The sequence below is a fragment of the Flavobacterium nitrogenifigens genome (assembly GCF_003254565.1).
Lineage (GTDB): Bacteria > Bacteroidota > Bacteroidia > Flavobacteriales > Flavobacteriaceae > Flavobacterium > Flavobacterium nitrogenifigens.
Window position 1 is genome coordinate 86181 of record NZ_QJRI01000179.1, and the last position, 15255, is coordinate 101435.

20 protein-coding genes are annotated in these 15255 nt (G+C 33.9%); all 20 read right to left on the reverse strand.

The window, feature by feature from the left end; translation table 11 throughout:
- Nucleotides 1-4: 4 nt before the first annotated feature.
- The 20 genes from DM397_RS17565 to DM397_RS17665 all read right to left on the reverse strand — a co-directional run bounded on the left by DM397_RS17565 (nt 5) and on the right by DM397_RS17665 (nt 15248).
- Complete coding sequence (locus DM397_RS17565) at nt 5-1174, reverse strand: DUF2062 domain-containing protein (RefSeq protein ID WP_111378787.1); 1170 nt, start codon at nt 1172-1174, stop codon at nt 5-7.
- Between the two features lie 16 nt (nt 1175-1190).
- Nucleotides 1191-1676, reverse strand: coding sequence for a hypothetical protein (locus DM397_RS17570; protein WP_111378788.1), 486 nt, complete (start codon nt 1674-1676; stop codon nt 1191-1193).
- A gap of 2 nt (nt 1677-1678) precedes the next feature.
- On the reverse strand, nt 1679-2050 hold the full coding sequence (locus DM397_RS17575; protein WP_111378966.1) for a hotdog family protein: 372 nt from the start codon (nt 2048-2050) through the stop codon (nt 1679-1681).
- 4 nt (nt 2051-2054) lie between these two features.
- Nucleotides 2055-2666, reverse strand: coding sequence for an outer membrane beta-barrel protein (locus DM397_RS17580; RefSeq protein ID WP_111378789.1), 612 nt, complete (start codon nt 2664-2666; stop codon nt 2055-2057).
- Between the two features lie 6 nt (nt 2667-2672).
- Nucleotides 2673-3260, reverse strand: coding sequence for a porin family protein (locus DM397_RS17585; RefSeq protein ID WP_111378790.1), 588 nt, complete (start codon nt 3258-3260; stop codon nt 2673-2675).
- Nucleotides 3261-3297: 37 nt separating this feature from the next.
- The gene (locus DM397_RS17590) at nt 3298-3933 is read right to left on the reverse strand and encodes a hypothetical protein (RefSeq protein ID WP_111378791.1); all 636 of its coding nucleotides are present in this window, start codon (nt 3931-3933) and stop codon (nt 3298-3300) included.
- Nucleotides 3899-4525: an outer membrane lipoprotein carrier protein LolA gene (locus DM397_RS17595; RefSeq protein ID WP_111378792.1), complete on the reverse strand. Its 627-nt coding sequence runs from the start codon at nt 4523-4525 to the stop codon at nt 3899-3901. The genes DM397_RS17590 and DM397_RS17595 overlap by 35 nt, the downstream gene beginning before the upstream one ends.
- A 73-nt stretch (nt 4526-4598) precedes the next feature.
- Nucleotides 4599-5384, reverse strand: coding sequence for a polysaccharide deacetylase family protein (locus DM397_RS17600; protein ID WP_111378793.1), 786 nt, complete (start codon nt 5382-5384; stop codon nt 4599-4601).
- The gene (locus tag DM397_RS17605; RefSeq protein ID WP_111378794.1) at nt 5381-6442 is read right to left on the reverse strand and encodes a beta-ketoacyl synthase N-terminal-like domain-containing protein; all 1062 of its coding nucleotides are present in this window, start codon (nt 6440-6442) and stop codon (nt 5381-5383) included. The genes DM397_RS17600 and DM397_RS17605 overlap by 4 nt, the downstream gene beginning before the upstream one ends.
- Nucleotides 6442-7641: a beta-ketoacyl-[acyl-carrier-protein] synthase family protein gene (locus DM397_RS17610; RefSeq protein ID WP_111378795.1), complete on the reverse strand. Its 1200-nt coding sequence runs from the start codon at nt 7639-7641 to the stop codon at nt 6442-6444. The genes DM397_RS17605 and DM397_RS17610 overlap by 1 nt, the downstream gene beginning before the upstream one ends.
- 165 nt (nt 7642-7806) lie before the next feature.
- A complete protein-coding gene (locus DM397_RS17615) occupies nt 7807-8064 on the reverse strand; it encodes a phosphopantetheine-binding protein (RefSeq protein WP_111378796.1) in 258 nt (85 codons plus the stop codon).
- Nucleotides 8065-8066: 2 nt separating this feature from the next.
- Nucleotides 8067-8684 carry a beta-ketoacyl-[acyl-carrier-protein] synthase family protein gene (locus tag DM397_RS17620; RefSeq protein ID WP_111378797.1) on the reverse strand — a complete coding sequence of 206 codons (618 nt, stop codon included), beginning with the start codon at nt 8682-8684 and terminating at the stop codon, nt 8067-8069.
- Between the two features lie 20 nt (nt 8685-8704).
- Entirely contained in the window at nt 8705-9316 is a 612-nt protein-coding gene (locus DM397_RS17625; protein ID WP_111378798.1) for a hypothetical protein, read from the reverse strand.
- Nucleotides 9317-9346: 30 nt separating this feature from the next.
- Nucleotides 9347-10498: a beta-ketoacyl-[acyl-carrier-protein] synthase family protein gene (locus DM397_RS17630; RefSeq protein ID WP_111378799.1), complete on the reverse strand. Its 1152-nt coding sequence runs from the start codon at nt 10496-10498 to the stop codon at nt 9347-9349.
- A 100-nt stretch (nt 10499-10598) separates the two neighbouring features.
- Nucleotides 10599-11048: an acyl-CoA thioesterase gene (locus tag DM397_RS17635; RefSeq protein ID WP_111378800.1), complete on the reverse strand. Its 450-nt coding sequence runs from the start codon at nt 11046-11048 to the stop codon at nt 10599-10601.
- On the reverse strand, nt 11023-12306 hold the full coding sequence (locus DM397_RS17640) for an ABC transporter permease (RefSeq protein ID WP_162615498.1): 1284 nt from the start codon (nt 12304-12306) through the stop codon (nt 11023-11025). Before DM397_RS17640 ends, DM397_RS17635 begins: the two co-directional genes overlap by 26 nt.
- Nucleotides 12296-12994: an ABC transporter ATP-binding protein gene (locus tag DM397_RS17645; protein ID WP_008465897.1), complete on the reverse strand. Its 699-nt coding sequence runs from the start codon at nt 12992-12994 to the stop codon at nt 12296-12298. Before DM397_RS17645 ends, DM397_RS17640 begins: the two co-directional genes overlap by 11 nt.
- 63 nt (nt 12995-13057) lie before the next feature.
- A complete protein-coding gene (locus DM397_RS17650; RefSeq protein WP_111378801.1) occupies nt 13058-14056 on the reverse strand; it encodes a BtrH N-terminal domain-containing protein in 999 nt (332 codons plus the stop codon).
- Nucleotides 14057-14461, reverse strand: a complete 405-nt coding sequence (locus DM397_RS17655) for a hypothetical protein (protein ID WP_111378802.1) — start codon at nt 14459-14461, stop codon at nt 14057-14059.
- Between the two features lie 322 nt (nt 14462-14783).
- The gene (locus tag DM397_RS17665; RefSeq protein ID WP_111378804.1) at nt 14784-15248 is read right to left on the reverse strand and encodes an ABC transporter permease; all 465 of its coding nucleotides are present in this window, start codon (nt 15246-15248) and stop codon (nt 14784-14786) included.
- Nucleotides 15249-15255: the final 7 nt, after the last annotated feature.

The following is a 15255-nucleotide window of genomic DNA, read 5'->3' on the forward strand; positions in this document are numbered from 1 at the left end:
ATTTTTATTCGATGCGTTTCTTGGTAAAAGCCGTTAAAAGCAAATAACTTATAAGACCAACTGATAGCGCTGAAACGGTTGCTAAAATAAGACTTCCTACGATATATTGTGTAGCATTTTTTTGAATATCGTCGAGGGTAATTGAACTGTCTAAAACCAGTGGCGTGTCGCTGGTCACAAAAATACTCCCAACTTGTAGCGAAGCGTAAACAATAAACGGAATAAAAGGCGGAAAACTTACGTTTGAAGTAAGATAAGCAATGACTTTGTTGAGTCTGAACAAGGCAGCAAAAGTAAAAAGCAATATGGTTTGAAATCCCCAAAAAGGCGAAAGTCCGATAAAAATACCTAGAGCAATTGCAGCCGATTTTTTAAAATTAGAATCGTTGCTTTCTAAAATATCTTCTAGAAAGAATTTTTTAAAACCTTTTTTTTTTGCTCTTCTAAAAAAATCTCTTGGCTTTATATACAGCAAAGCATTGGTCACCAAAACCGTATTTAAAATACTGATTCGGGTAAAATCTTGAAACGGTCGAAAATGCGAAACCCTTTCAGCAGGATCGTATAAAACCTGAATCGGAATATTTTTTACCACAATTCCTTTCCAAGCGGCACGCACGATAACTTCAATTTCAAATTCAAATTTATTGGTATAAAAACGTTTTGGAAGCAAACGAAGCGGATACAATCTAAATCCAGATTGTGTGTCGTCTAGTTTAATTCCGGTTTCAAACTTGAACCAGAAATTAGAAAACTTGTTGCCAAAACTACTTTTCTTCGGAACATTTTCCTGAGTCATATTTCGGCTTCCAATCAAAAGAGCGTTCGGCTCATCTTGAATTGCTTCTAAAAAAACAGGAATATCTGCAGCAAAATGCTGACCATCAGAATCGATTGTAATGGCATATTCAAAATCCAATTCCAATGCTTTTCTAAATCCGTTTCTCAGCGCTCTTCCTTTTCCTAAATTTTTAGGATGATGAATTTGAGTCAGCTGCGAATATGATTTTAGAATTTCGCTCGTAGAATCAGTCGAACCGTCATTGACAATAATAACATTTGTGGTGAAATCTAAAATAGAATCCAATACTTTTTTCAGCGTTTTTTGATTATTGTACGTAGGTACAATAACGCAAAAGTTGGTCGAACTAAGTAATTCTTGCTGTGATTTCATGAGGTGTTTTTTGAGCTTACTTCACGAATTGCTTCTCTTTTTCAGAGAAACTTTTAGATTGTAAAACAAAGTCTTTAAGATAATCTTTCAAAGCCGCGCCTTGCGAAGCATAATACGCCGTTATGAATTTCTTATCGTCTTTAATGTTTTTCTTGTAGCCTGTAATACTAGGAACATCTTCCTGAACACTCAATCGGATCATTCGCATTTCTATATTACTTGGATCACTTTTTATGGTTGCCTCGAGCAATTTTGCGCCTTCTTTAAAACGATCCATTTTCTGGCTCAATTTCTTTTCAAATTTAGAATCCAATAAAATAGAAGCCGCTTTATATGCTACTAAAATTTTATCATCATTACTTGAAACTCCAGAAAGTTTGGCTACAAACTCTTTGGCATTGTTTTCTGATTTTGCTACGTCAGAATACATTTTCCGGATCGAAGCCAAATCTGGCGTTCCAGCAAAACTTACCCATAAAAGTAATGTCAGTAACAGTTTCATAATTATATTTTTTTGTACACATTGCTCAATTTAAGAGCAGTTGTGTCGTTAAAGTAAGTCGTGTTTTTCACTTTTACCAAACCGTCTTCAGTAGTCGTAATGTCAAGTTCCAATCGCAATTTTGGAGTAACCTCAGGGTTGATTAATGCCATAAATTTCACATTTGCCAAAGACTGAATCATCAGCGAACTTTTGGTAATAGATTCAGTCAGTTCTTTGATAATCTGAATCATACAAACACCAGGCATAATAGGATTTCCAGGGAAATGCCCTTTAAAAACCTCATGTTTTTCGTTGACTAAAATTGTAATAGTATATTTTGAATCAGATATTTTTTCTTCTGATAGTATTTTATAAAAATCTTGTAAAATCATATTTTTATTTTCCAAATGAATAGGAAACCCCTAACTGAAAATTAATATTTGTGTTATAGTCTCCAAATAAATAATAATTATTGGAGTCGTTTTGATAATAATCGCTGCTTAAAACATCAAGCAGACCTTTTTTAAATCGTGCTTCAAATGTCAAACCATAAGGTAGGGCATAGGCAACTCCTAAAACGAAACCAAGATCATTTTGCGCTTTTCTAACAGCAAGATTATCATTCAATAATATATCTAATGTTGGTCCAGCTTGAAACTGAATTCCTTGTGGCAGAGTAAACTTATTTATTACAGAAAGAGACAGATAATTTATATCAAGATCTAAATGTTCTACTTTATTTGTCTGTGTATTTTCATCAAAATAATTTCGCGCTACATTATTAGAACCTTGTCTGCTGTAATTAATCTCTGGCTGAAGGGCGTAAACTTTTGTAATTTTAATTTCTGTAAAACCACCGGCATAAAAATCAGTTTTATAATCGGCATGCATTTCAGAAATCGTCGAAAAACTAAATCCAGCTCTTAAACCTGGCTTAACGGTTACTTGGGCTTGTATGTTGAATACTGTAAAAAAGACAGCAATTAATAATACTACTTTTTTGCTCATGCTTTTTTATTTTGTTTTGAATGTATAGCTAATGCCAAGTTGGAAAACTTGGTTTAAAATTACTTGATCATAATAATAACCATCGTCAATTCCATCATAGCCATAAATATCAATTAATCCTTGTTTAAGTCGAGCTTCAAAAGTTAAACCATTTGGTAAAGTATAACCAAGACCTCCAACAAATGAAAGATCAAAATCTTCGGGATTCGTATTTACATAATTATCACTAACTTTTAAATCTAAAGAAGGACCTGCCAATAGATGAAAACCTCCGCCACCAAAATTAAATTTTGCAACCGCTCCCAGTGTTACATAATTCAACTCATACTTTTCGGTATAATAACGACCGTTTTCAAAATATCTTCCTTCATCACCTTGTCTTGAATAATTTATTTCTGGCTGAACAGAGAAAAATTTATTGAATTTAATATTTACCAATCCACCAAGATAAAAATCCGTTTTAGAACTGTTATCATCAATATTGGTCAATGTTGATATATTCAAACCTCCTCTAAGTCCAGGACTAACTTTTACCTGCGCTTCTGCTTGGATTCCGATTAATAAAACAAATGCAAGTACAACAAATTTTTTCATTTCTAATTGATTTAAAGTTTAGGGTTAGATTAAGCTTTTATTCTGATTTGAAATAATTCAGCTCAATTTTCAATTTAATATTCTGATGAATTATCTGAATCTTTTCAGCAAAAATATTGTTTTCTGAGCTGAAAAGCAGTGTAAATTTTTCTTTTGTTTTGGAAGCGTGAACGATCTTTTCTAATTTCTGATCTTTTTTGGAGATGAAAATATAATTGTCGCGCTTGCCATCTGCCGATTTATAAATGTCATTTGAAGAGTTTTCGAATTGCTCCTGAATCAAATATTCTTTCTTTAAAAGCAATCGAAAATCTTCTTTTAAAGTATTGATCAAAATTTTTCGATCTAATTCAGACACAATAGAATTGACTTTAAAATCGGTTTCTGAGATTTCAAAATCCATTAATTTATTTCCGAATTCCGTTGTAAAAACTATTCGGTGCGTAGTGTCGTTTATTTTCTTGGCAATGAAAATTCCAGACAATTCATTTCCGTAAACACTGATATTGGTTTTGTAAACATAATCGGTTTTTGAATCTGTGAAATACGGAACGGTATAAGACGTTTTATCTAATTTTTTAGGCGTATAATGTTTTGTGACCGAGCCACAAGAAATTAAAACAATTGCCAGGAAGCAATTAATTAGTAAAAACTGAATCGTCAATTTTTGCATTGATCACTTTATTTTTAAGTACAATTCGGGTATAATCTTCAGATGATTCTAACAATTTTACCTGAACAACTGTTGCTTCTTCTTTGTCAAAAGTCAGTTCAATTTGTTTGATGTATTTTTTAAGCGTCGCATCTTTCGGAACAAATTTAGCCAGATTCAGACCTTTCAATTTAAAATATGAAATGGTAAATTCTTTATCATCAAACATATTTCCGCTTACGCTACCCACAATCAATTTATTGATTCGGGCAAAGATCTTACTGTTTCCAATATCAACAGCACTTTTCTTTCCTTCATCGTTAATCAGGATTTTTCCGTTTTTGAAAGTAATGCTGTAATTATATGGTTTTTTATATTGCCACTGAAGCAAAGCAGGTTCTTTAAAAATCATTTTGCCTGAAGTCTCAATATCTTTCGATAAAAAGTCTAAATGCTTGTACTGAACAAAATCGGTACTTAAGGTTTTGATTTTTTTGGCTACAACATTTACATCTTGTTTAAAAGAAGCAATTTCGGCATCGGTCATTTTTTGTTCCTGTGCGAACAAACCGACTGAAATAAAAAGAATAAGTATAGATAATTTAGTTTTCATATTTTAAAATTGTGCTTAATGTTTTGCCACGAATTACACCAATTTTCACGAATTTTATTTAATAAAATCCGTTTCATCCGCGTCCAATTTCATAAGCATTAAGATTCAAAAGTTCTTCAATCGAAACAACCTTATAATTGTTTTGCTGTAAAAATTGCAAAAACTGTTCCAAGACCAAAACAGAATGCTCGCCCGTGTCGTGCAAAAGTACAATTCCGCCCGGAGAAACACGTTTTTTAATTCGATTCAAAATTAATTCGACATCTGTAGTTCCTCCATCAAGAGAACGAATATTCCAGCCAATTGTTTTATGTCCAGTTACTTTTAAAGCCCTTCTAATCGAAGGTGTCGTAACTCCATAAGGCGGACGAAAGAAGTTGATTTTTTTTGAAGTGAATTTTTCCAGTAACGCATCTGTTTTTTGAAGCTCCTCTCTTATTTTATCAGAATTATAAAAATCAAAAAACTTAGAATGAGAGTAAGAATGATTTCCAACTAAATGACCTTCATCAATCACTTTTTGGAGAATTTCTGGATGTGTTTCGATATTTTTTCCAATACAGAAAAAGGTCGCTTTGGCATTGTATTTTTTTAAAAGTTCCAAAACTTCTAAAGTATAAATGCTTGGGCCGTCGTCAAAAGTAAGCGCGATTTTTTTTTCTGTTTCTAACGGATTGCTGCAAAAAGCTTTTACATGATAATTGGATGAAATTCTGGAAGAACCAAAAGCATTTATTCCAATCCATAGTAAAGCAATTATAAGAAACCATAATTCATTAATTGCTAGACTTATTTTCAGAAGAAACAATAAAAGCAATAAAAAGATAAAAAACAGCGATATGTTTTTATGCGTTATCATTTTGACAGCAACGTAAAACTATGGTTTTTTCCGCTTAATTGATTGTATAATAAAATGGTTTTGTAAGCTGGTTTTGCAACCGAATTTACTTTTACGATTTCAGGAATTTCCTGAGTTTTCAAAATTTTAGCAGCCATCCAAAAAGCAAAAGCAGAAGCTGTGTCATATTCGCCACTCAAATGTTTGTAATATAAAACAGGAGTTTCGGCAAATGCATTTTTAGCAAGATTTCTATAATAATTTTCAAAATCGGCATTTCCGTCAAAACCTAAAACAAGAGCATCAATAGCTGAAATTTCTAAACTATTAGATTTTAAAAATGATCGAATTGCCGCTTCAATTTCATTTTCTTCCAAAGTGTTTACAATTGAAACATCTAGAAGTTCTGCATAAGTGTTTTCTTTTCTTTCGTTTTCTAAAACAAAAAAGCTAGCACCTTCACCGTAAACAGCTCCGTTTGTATTAGAAGTCAAAACATCGTACGGAGCAGTATTATCTGCCTTAATGCGACCGTTTAGTTTAAAAAGCGAAGTGGTATATTCGCCGTTTTCATCAACACCGCCAACTAAAATCGAATTGGCTTCGCCTTCTTCAATCTGCATTTTAGCATCAATAAGAGCCGATTCAAAAGAAACCGCACCATTAACATAGGTGAAATTATAACCTTTGCATTGCTGTAAAAGTGCAATTTGTGCTCCAACGGTATTGTGAGTAGACTGAATGAAAGAAGTCGGAGTCAAAAACTCTTCGTTATTGTCTAAAATGCTTTTCAGGAATTTTTCAGAATCTTCAATACAGCCTAAACCAGTTCCCGTGATAATGGCATCAACTTTTTCAATATTGGCATCTTTCATAGCCAGAGCCGAAGCTACGATTCCGTTTTTTACACCTTTTGCCATTCTTCGGCTAGCAGCAGGCGAAATATATTCTTTGTATACTGGCGGAACAATTGCCAGTACATTTTCTTCATGATTTACAACAGCTTCTTCCAAAAAAACAGTATCAAATGTTTTTTGAGTCGAAATACAGCCTACTCCATTTATATATGTCTTCGTCATTAGCTTTTTGAAAATATAAGAGTTGAACAGTTTCCACCAAAACCAAAAGAGTTGGATAAAACGTGCTCGATAGTTTTATTTTTTAAAGATGTCTGCGGTTTCAAATCAAATTCTTCCATCGGAACTTCAAAATTCAAATTTGGATAAACCACATTATTCTGAATTGCCAAAACACTGTAGACGGCTTCAATCGCAGCTGCAGCCGCTAATGTATGTCCTGTAAAAGGTTTTGTAGAACTGAAATCTGGAACTTTTTCGTTTTCATAGATGCGAAGTAAAGCTCTTCCCTCAGACAAATCGTTGTTTGGCGTTGCAGTTCCATGAACATTGATGTAATCAATTTCAGAAGGTTTTAAACCCGAAACATCAAACGCTTTTTTCATGGCCAAATACGCGCCTTCTCCGTTTTCTGAAGAAGCAGTTTGGTGATAAGCGTCGTTGGCATTTCCGTAACCCGAAACTCTTGCCAATACTTTTTTGTTTTGTTTTGCTACAATTTCATCCGATTCTAAAACTAAAAATGCGGCAGCCTCTCCAAGATTTAATCCTTTTCTGGTATTGTCAAAAGGTTTGTTGTAATCGTCAGATAAAATCATCAAAGTCTTAAATCCGTTGATGGTGAATTTTGCCAAAGCATCGGCTCCGCCCACAATTACGCGATCTAATTTTCCCGTTTTGATTAATCTAGCGCCTAACATAATCGAATTGGCTGCAGACGAACAAGCCGTAGAAATAGTCGTAACCATTCCTTTTAACCCTAATTCTTCAGCAATTTTTTCGGCAACATCGCCGCCATCGTGGCAAGTGATGTATTTGGTCAATTCTGGTTTTTCGAAATAATCGTAATAATGTCTTTCCGTCATGTCCATTCCGCCCACGCTTGTAGCCGAAATAAGTCCCGTTCTAAATTCATTTATATTGGTAATGCCAGCATTTTCAACAGCTTGTTTTGCTGCCAAAGTGCCAATCATAGCGGTTCTAGAGAAATTATTATCCTCATTTAATTTCAGTTCATTAACAAGATCTTCGTTGGTTTTTTTGATTTCACCAACTTTGATAACATCTGCATGAACAGTCGAAATATTTTGAATACGAGAAATACCGATTTTGTTTTCAATCAAAGAAAGGTAGTTTTCCTCAACCGAATTACCAATCGCAGAGATAATTCCCATTCCCGTTATTGCAACACCTCTTGCCATTTTAGATTTTAGATTTATGATTGTAGATTAACTTTGCGTCTTCGCTCCCGATAGCTATCGGGATTGCGAGCATATTTCTCAGCTAAGAAACAAAGCTTATAAATTTAATCTCGCAAAGTCGCAGAGTCGCTAAGTTTTAGCAATCTTTGACAAAATTTATTTCGATTATTTCGTTCTATTTGCGCTGATATATGCTGCCATAGTTTCGATAGACTGAAAAATAGATTTTCCTTCTTTCGGATCTACTAATTTAATTCCGTAATCTTTATCTAAAATCACGATCAATTCAAGTGCATCAATCGAGTCTAAACCTAAACCGTCTCCAAACAAAGGATCATTATCAGCAATATCTTCTACTGCAATATCTTCAAGGTTTAAAGTCGTTATGATTTTATTTTTTAATTCTTCTTTTAATGCTTCCATGATTATTTATTGTATAATGTATTGATAGTCTCGTTTGTATATTTTGCATTTTCCTCTGTACTAATTGTACATAAAAAAGCTTTATAATTGTCGTTAAAATATTCTACCCAACCGCATAAAACTACATCTGCTTTATTCGTATTCAGAAGAATATTCGAATAATTCGACATAAATTCGGTGTTAAAGGCATCAAATATAAAGAAAGAATTTTCACTTTTCAGCTGATGACGGATACTTATTTCGCCCAAACAAATATTTGGCAGCGTATAAACAAAGACCGCCGGACTCGGATAATAGTTTTCTTTGTCGGAAATAGATTCCTGATATTTTACATCGGTATCCAAACTCGACGATTTATTGGCCAAAACCAAAGCAATATTATTTTCCTGCTCTGTTGAGGTTATTGGACTCAAAAGCAATTCTGATCCTAAAAAAGCCAGTTTGCTCAAAGCATCCATTTTGAAAAACTTTGGATATTGCATTTCAAAATTACGATATGCTTGTTTCGAGAAATCAGCAAAATCGGTTGGTTCAATTTTGAATACAGAATTTCCATTCAAAACAATTTCGTTGTTTTGAATGGTGATGTAGGATTTTATGTAGGTTTTGTTTTGAGTCATTGTTTATTATGAAAATTCTATTACGAAATCCAAGTGTCAATAATTTTTGAAATATGCCATTTTCCAGATTTGTTTTCAATTGTAATTTCAAATCCTCTGCCACATTTTCCACCTCCACATGAAGCACTTGCTTCTAAAATTCCTGATGTTTTAGTTTTATTGAAATGAATTTTATGAATTTTAATAGTGCCAACTGGCATTTTGCTTTTTTTATCGTTTATGTCCCAATATATTTCCTCAGGAAATTTAGAGGTATGTTGAAAATCAAATTTTTTGTTTTTTTTGAATGGTGTCAAATCAAATTTTTCATCATTGACTCTATTACTTATTATAAAATCGTGAACACCAATTAAAATTTTGTTTTTGTCATTTTTAATAGAATCTTGTTCAATTTGATATCTTTTTAATTTATCATGATAGCCAATAGTATCTTTTTTATTCGTTTTGAAATCGATCTTTGGCATTGGTGGCGGATACATAATTCTTCGATCCATATAAATAGAATCTACAATTTCAAGAAATACGCTGTTTAAAACATCTTTTTCAAAATCAGATTCAGATACTTCTTTCTTTTTACATCCAAAAGAGGAGAAAAGAACAAGAGTTATAAATATAAATTTTGATAGTTTCATTTGTTTAATGCCGATTTTAATTCGTGAAAATTAGTGCAATTCGTGTTTTACCTTTTCAAAAACCACAGCCGTATTACAGCCTCCAAAACCAGAAGCTGTTTTCAGGAAATATTCAATATTCTTTTCTTCATTTTTCTCAATAACATTAACAACTTCACTAACCCCAATTTCATCAAAACCTTTCGATTCAAAAAGTTTATTTTGGTTGGCAGATTCTATTGCAATTACCGTTTCCAATAGTCCCGAAGCGCCAAGTGTATGACCGTAAAATCCTTTTAAACTATTAACAGGAACATTTTGTAAATCTAAACGAGTTAGAGCAATCGCTTCCATTTCGTCGTTGTAAGGAGTTGCAGTTCCGTGGGCTGAAATATAATCTAATTGGTTCGCTTCAATTTGCGCTTCTTTCAAAGCATTTTGAATACTTCTAAACAAACCTTCACCAGTTCTTGATGGCCCCGAAATATGATTGGCATCGTTTATCGAACTGTCTCCAATAACTTTTATTTTGGCGTTTTTGGCTTTCGCCGAAATTAAAATTGCTGCTGTCGCTTCTCCTAAACTTATTCCAGTTCTGTTTTTAGAATAGGGTTTGCAAGGCAGTTCACTCATCGCTTGGAAAGCATTAAAACCAGATAAAACAAATTCTGAAACTTCGTCGCCAGCCACCACAAAAATGTTGTCGTAAAGTTCAGATTGAATCATTCTTTTAGCAACAGAAACGGCTAAAATTCCTGAAACGCAGGCATTTGAAACTACGATAGGCTGTGTTTGAAACTTAAAGAAATCGGCAACGTTTTGTGCTAAAACATCTAAATGTGCGCTGTTGAAACTTTCTTCAGAATTGTCTTTTAAAGCGGTTACATTTCCTTTTGTGGTAGAAAGTATAAAAGCCGTTTTTGAGTTTAATTCTACGTTTGAATTTTTGATAATTGGCTCTAAAGCCAAGATCATCATTTTCTCTAAACGGGAATATTTGGTTTCAGTACTTATTTTTGCAAAAGCATTATTTATTTTTTCATTAGAAATAATCGAAGCATAAAACGGATTCGGCATCAAAGAAACATCGCTATGAAGCTGAATTCCAGAATCGCCACGAAGAATGGCGCTGATATTAGATTCAACATCAAAACCTAAAGGCGTGATGCAATTTGTTTCTGTAATGTATATTTCTCTTAACATTTTATGATTTTAATTTCGTGAAATTTTTGCTCGCAGATTTGGCAGATTAAGCAGATTCCGATTTTAATTTTTTCTAATTCGTGAATTCGTGGCTAAAACTTTATTTCAATAATCCCACTTTTCGTTTCCATTCTTCATAAAAAGGCGGATTTGTCAGCATTAAATTTCCTGCTGCATCTAAAAAAACCTGAGTAGTTTCTCCGGTGCAGGCCACTTCTCCTTTGTCATCAATAATTTTAAAACGGTAAATCATTTTAGCTGCAGGAGTATCTACAACCGTGGTTTCAATTGTTACCACATCTCCATAACGCAAAGACAGTTTATGTTCGCAAGTCGATTTTACAATTGGCGTGGTATAACCCGTTTTGGCAATATCCAGATACGTAAGTCCGTGCTGACGTCCAAACGCTTCGCGCCCATCTTCGAAATACGTGATATAATTGCCGTGCCAAACAATTCCAAGCGGATCTGTTTCGTTAAAACGAATCCTAATTTCATGTGTAACGGTTAGATCTGTAGCCTCTTTAAACTGCTCTTTTCTTTTTATCATAAAATAATGCGATGGAAGTGGTAATAATGAAAAACAAAAATAATAAACTTATTCTTGGTATGATTTCGACGAAAGAAACGTTTCTAAGCAATACATCGTAAAAAGCCTCTAATCCCCAGTTCATTGGAGATGATTTTGCGATATATTGCATGATTTTCGGCATGGCAAAAACAGGAACCCAAACACCGCCAATTGCCGCTAAAATGATAACACTTGTAGCGCCAAAAGGAGCCGATTGTTCTTGCGTACTTGCCACAGTTCCTAATAAAATTCCGAACCCGATGGCTGCAAAACCTGAAAATAATGCTACAATGCTTGTCAGCAAGAAATGACCTTCAATATTTAATGAAGGCAATCCGATGGATGGAAATAAGAATACCGCCACGGCAACCATCATGTAAAACTGAATCATGCAAATGATCGAGTAGGTGATGGTTTTCCCAATAATCACCACTAAATTAGAAACAGGATTGGTTCTTAATCGGACAAAAGTTCCTTGTGATTTTTCTTTTACAATATTGATAGATAATGGAATGACAATAAAAAAGATTGCAAAAAGTGTCCAAGCGGGAACATTATGCTGAACGGAATTTGGACGAACTTCTTTGTTGTTGATTCTCGGAATTATTTCTTTGAAAGTGATAAAATTCTTTTGCTCAAAATCGATTGTTTCTTCGCCTAATTGTTTTTGAAAAGTGCTGTAAATTGATTTGGTTTCAATCTGTGAAATCATTTTATCAATCGAACTCATAACCGCATTTTTGAAACTCATCTGAACCGCTGGATCAAAATACAGTTTTACTTCTTTTTCTTTAATAACGCGCTGAGGTTCGGCCGCCGTTGTACTGTCGGTCAATCCTAAATTGCTCACAATTTTCTCTACATTCTGATTTACTTTTTCCTGCAAATCTGAACTTAGGTTTTCTGGAATTACAATCGCCAATTGAAATTTTCCTTTGTACACATTTTCTTTGGCAATTTCTTCGGTAATCGGTTTATGGTCAAGTTGGGTTACAACGGTAAAATATTTGCTTTTTTCTAAATTTTCAAAAACGGTTTTAGAAACAGATCCGTGGTCTTTATCGACCAAAAGAATCTGAAGTTTAGAATCGGTTACGGCTTTAAAAGTGCTGTCTTGAATTAAGGTTACGGCAATTACCAAAACCAAAGGCATGATAAATAAAATAATCAATCCGCCTAAATCTCTTTTTAGCAAAAGGAATTCTTTTACTACCGACATCCAAATTTTATATATCATCTCTCAATGCTTTACCAGTTAATGAAATAAAAACATCTTCGAGATTTCGAGCATCTTTTGTAGATTCAATTAATGCTGACGGAGTAGCTTGTGCGTAAATCTGTCCTTGATCTAAAATCGCAATTTGAGAACAGAAATCTTCGGCTTCAGCCAAATGATGAGACGTATAAATGATGGTCGTTCCGTTTTGGTTCAGCACTTTCAAATAATCGATAATGGCAGTTTTAGAATGCACATCGACACCAACTGTTGGTTCATCCAAAAACAAAACTTTCGGATTATGGAGAATTCCCGCGATCAGGTTTACACGGCGTTTCATTCCGCCCGAGAAAGTCTGAACTTGTTTATCGGCAAATTTCAATAAACCCAAAAGATCGAGAGTTTCGATTACTTTATCTTTTAAATCAGATCCTTTTAAACCGTACATACTTCCAAAATAAAGCAGATTTTCTCTGGCGGTCAAAGTCGGATACAAAGCATATTCTTGAGGAACAACGCCTATGATTTTTTTAATTTTTGAAGCATGATGCTGATAGTCTAAACCATCAATCGTAAAATGTCCAGAAGTTGGTTTTACCAATCCGCAGAGCATGGAAATCAAAGTGGTTTTTCCAGCGCCGTTTGGGCCAAGCAAACCAAAAATTTGGCCTTCATTTATATTTAGCGAAACATTGTTCAAAGAATACATTTCTGCATTTTTGTACTTTTTCGAAAGGGATTCTATTTGAATGATAGATTGCAAAATAGTGTTTTAGCTGATCGCTTTTTTTAATTTTTTGAAAAAGATTTCTTCTCTATTGGCAATGTCCAAAAGTTCATCGGCAATAGTGTTGTAGGCGTCTTCTTTGGCACTTCTGTTTTTGTAAATACGTGAAGCTTCAACAGCAAAATCACGCCATGAATCTCCAATTTGTGTCATTTCTTTAGAAAGTGTTTTTAATTCTTCATTAGCCAAAATAACTGAAGCTTCCTGTAAAAATGCCGCATAAATAAAACGGAAACCGCCTCCTCCAGTTCCAATTTCTTCCTGCATGCGAACCATTTGCGCCAAGTAATGATTGGCTTTTCTAACGCCATGTTTTGCAGGCCATTTACGAATCTGGCGAGAAACCATTTTAATGCCGCGAACACCAACAATTGGCATTGGCGCGAGCATATCTCGACACGTATTTTTGATTCCTTTTATGATGGCGCTTTTTAAATCGACATCTTTTGGAATCTGAATTGGATAGTACATTTGTCCGCGAGGCGCAAAAGCTCCTTTAGCAAAACGTACTTTATTCATGTCTTCGTATGTTAAAGTTGTAACGGTTTCCATTACAGGATCGCTCACTAAATACTCGGTTTCGGTTTTTCCGTAAACGACTAAATTGTGCGCGTTGAAATGAAAACGATATTCGTCTGGAAAATAACTTAAATTGTATACGCCAACTTGTAATCCGGTTGGGATATTATTTTTTAAATTTTCGTCTAATGCTTTATTGGCATTTGCTATAGAAGAAAATTTTTGTCTTTTTATTTTTAAATTTAATCGGTTGGCTACTTTATTGAAAATCTGTCCAGGCAAAGTTCTATAGCTGATTGCTGGTGCATGATTTACTTTTATAAAAGGCAGATATACAAAAAATAATCCTGAGCCAATCCCAAAAACCATCGGTTCGCTAATGTTTAGTCCGCTATTTTTTAGCAGATTTGACGCTACTCCATTCTCGCAATGAGCAGATTGATGATGTGTGAAAGTTAATTCCATTTATTTGGTAATGCTGTTTTTTAATTCTTCGATTGATACTCCAAAAGTATCAGCATATTTTTTCAGGATTTTATCGTTTAGTTTGGCGAAAACACTTGGCTTAAAATGTCTTTTTACACGCCATTTCCAAAACCCTACGTAGCTGCATAAGATGTTAAGATCCATTTTATTGGCCTCCATAAAATACACAATCGGACTTGCTTCGCCATTTAAGACCTGCTGTTTGGCATCGGCAATTCGTTCGTTTATTTCATCAATAGAATTTGAAAGGGCAATTGTTTTAGGTTCCCAGCCTGTACTTAATGTTGTGGTATAATTGCCGTTTTCATCTGTTGCGTACAAAAGCTCTTTTACGTTGTTTTTTGTTAAGTTGCTTTGATCCTGAGGGACTTTATCTTTTTCCATTTTGCTAAATTAATTTATTAGAAACATACAGATTGAAACTATACATAAACTAATTATTAAAAATCCAAGATTTGCGAAAGCTAAAATTCGGTTTTTCTTCACGAATAAATAAATCATTTCTATTAATAATCCTAGATAAAACATTTGTGTTATTAGAAATGCCATAACGAATAATCCCAATCCTCCGTCAACATGCCTATGTTCAGTTTCGTCGCAATATTTATGTGGGTCGTAAGTAAAAGACCAAAATGCGAAAACCAAAGCAAGTAAAAGAATCAGAATTCCGATTCGAATTACTAGATGTAAAATAATTTTCTTTGTATTATTCAACCGAAACTGTTTTCTGAATAAACAAATTAATTTCGCATTCTAAGAGTATCTGCTCTCCAAGTAAGCTTTTACAGCTCATCGTACATAAAGTATAATCGTCTCCAGTGAATTTAGAAACCAAATCGGCTTTGGTTATAATGCTATCACCGACTTTGGGTAGTGCATGAATTTTTACATTTTTCAAAGCACTGATAAATCCGATTACATTAACGTTTTCATTTTCCAGTCCGTTGTCATCAAAAAAGTATTTTTTTCCAACAATTGCTGAACAAGTTTGAGCAGTGTTTTCGATTAAACCTGCTTCAATAAAAATATTGTTTTGAACGAAAATATTGTCTTCTTCAACAAGAAAAACAGTTTCTACTGAACTTGAATCAATATTCAAAATCAAATCCACCATAAGCATTGGTGCTCGGTGCGGTAAGTAATTTTGTATGTCAACAGCAGTAGCTTTCATTATTGCT

What these genes read in the sequence shown, in the direction of transcription:
- DM397_RS17565 (WP_111378787.1), bottom strand. Translation starts at nt 1,174, where the DNA reads ATGAAATCACAGCAAGAATTACTTAGTTCGACCAACTTTTGCGTTATT.
- DM397_RS17570 (WP_111378788.1), bottom strand. Translation starts at nt 1,676, where the DNA reads ATGAAACTGTTACTGACATTACTTTTATGGGTAAGTTTTGCTGGAACG.
- DM397_RS17575 (WP_111378966.1), bottom strand. Translation starts at nt 2,050, where the DNA reads ATGATTTTACAAGATTTTTATAAAATACTATCAGAAGAAAAAATATCT.
- DM397_RS17580 (WP_111378789.1), bottom strand. Translation starts at nt 2,666, where the DNA reads ATGAGCAAAAAAGTAGTATTATTAATTGCTGTCTTTTTTACAGTATTC.
- DM397_RS17585 (WP_111378790.1), bottom strand. Translation starts at nt 3,260, where the DNA reads ATGAAAAAATTTGTTGTACTTGCATTTGTTTTATTAATCGGAATCCAA.
- DM397_RS17590 (WP_111378791.1), bottom strand. Translation starts at nt 3,933, where the DNA reads ATGCAAAAATTGACGATTCAGTTTTTACTAATTAATTGCTTCCTGGCA.
- DM397_RS17595 (WP_111378792.1), bottom strand. Translation starts at nt 4,525, where the DNA reads ATGAAAACTAAATTATCTATACTTATTCTTTTTATTTCAGTCGGTTTG.
- DM397_RS17600 (WP_111378793.1), bottom strand. Translation starts at nt 5,384, where the DNA reads ATGATAACGCATAAAAACATATCGCTGTTTTTTATCTTTTTATTGCTT.
- DM397_RS17605 (WP_111378794.1), bottom strand. Translation starts at nt 6,442, where the DNA reads ATGACGAAGACATATATAAATGGAGTAGGCTGTATTTCGACTCAAAAA.
- DM397_RS17610 (WP_111378795.1), bottom strand. Translation starts at nt 7,641, where the DNA reads ATGGCAAGAGGTGTTGCAATAACGGGAATGGGAATTATCTCTGCGATT.
- DM397_RS17615 (WP_111378796.1), bottom strand. Translation starts at nt 8,064, where the DNA reads ATGGAAGCATTAAAAGAAGAATTAAAAAATAAAATCATAACGACTTTA.
- DM397_RS17620 (WP_111378797.1), bottom strand. Translation starts at nt 8,684, where the DNA reads ATGACTCAAAACAAAACCTACATAAAATCCTACATCACCATTCAAAAC.
- DM397_RS17625 (WP_111378798.1), bottom strand. Translation starts at nt 9,316, where the DNA reads ATGAAACTATCAAAATTTATATTTATAACTCTTGTTCTTTTCTCCTCT.
- DM397_RS17630 (WP_111378799.1), bottom strand. Translation starts at nt 10,498, where the DNA reads ATGTTAAGAGAAATATACATTACAGAAACAAATTGCATCACGCCTTTA.
- DM397_RS17635 (WP_111378800.1), bottom strand. Translation starts at nt 11,048, where the DNA reads ATGATAAAAAGAAAAGAGCAGTTTAAAGAGGCTACAGATCTAACCGTT.
- DM397_RS17640 (WP_162615498.1), bottom strand. Translation starts at nt 12,306, where the DNA reads ATGATATATAAAATTTGGATGTCGGTAGTAAAAGAATTCCTTTTGCTA.
- DM397_RS17645 (WP_008465897.1), bottom strand. Translation starts at nt 12,994, where the DNA reads ATGTATTCTTTGAACAATGTTTCGCTAAATATAAATGAAGGCCAAATT.
- DM397_RS17650 (WP_111378801.1), bottom strand. Translation starts at nt 14,056, where the DNA reads ATGGAATTAACTTTCACACATCATCAATCTGCTCATTGCGAGAATGGA.
- DM397_RS17655 (WP_111378802.1), bottom strand. Translation starts at nt 14,461, where the DNA reads ATGGAAAAAGATAAAGTCCCTCAGGATCAAAGCAACTTAACAAAAAAC.
- DM397_RS17665 (WP_111378804.1), bottom strand. Translation starts at nt 15,248, where the DNA reads ATGAAAGCTACTGCTGTTGACATACAAAATTACTTACCGCACCGAGCA.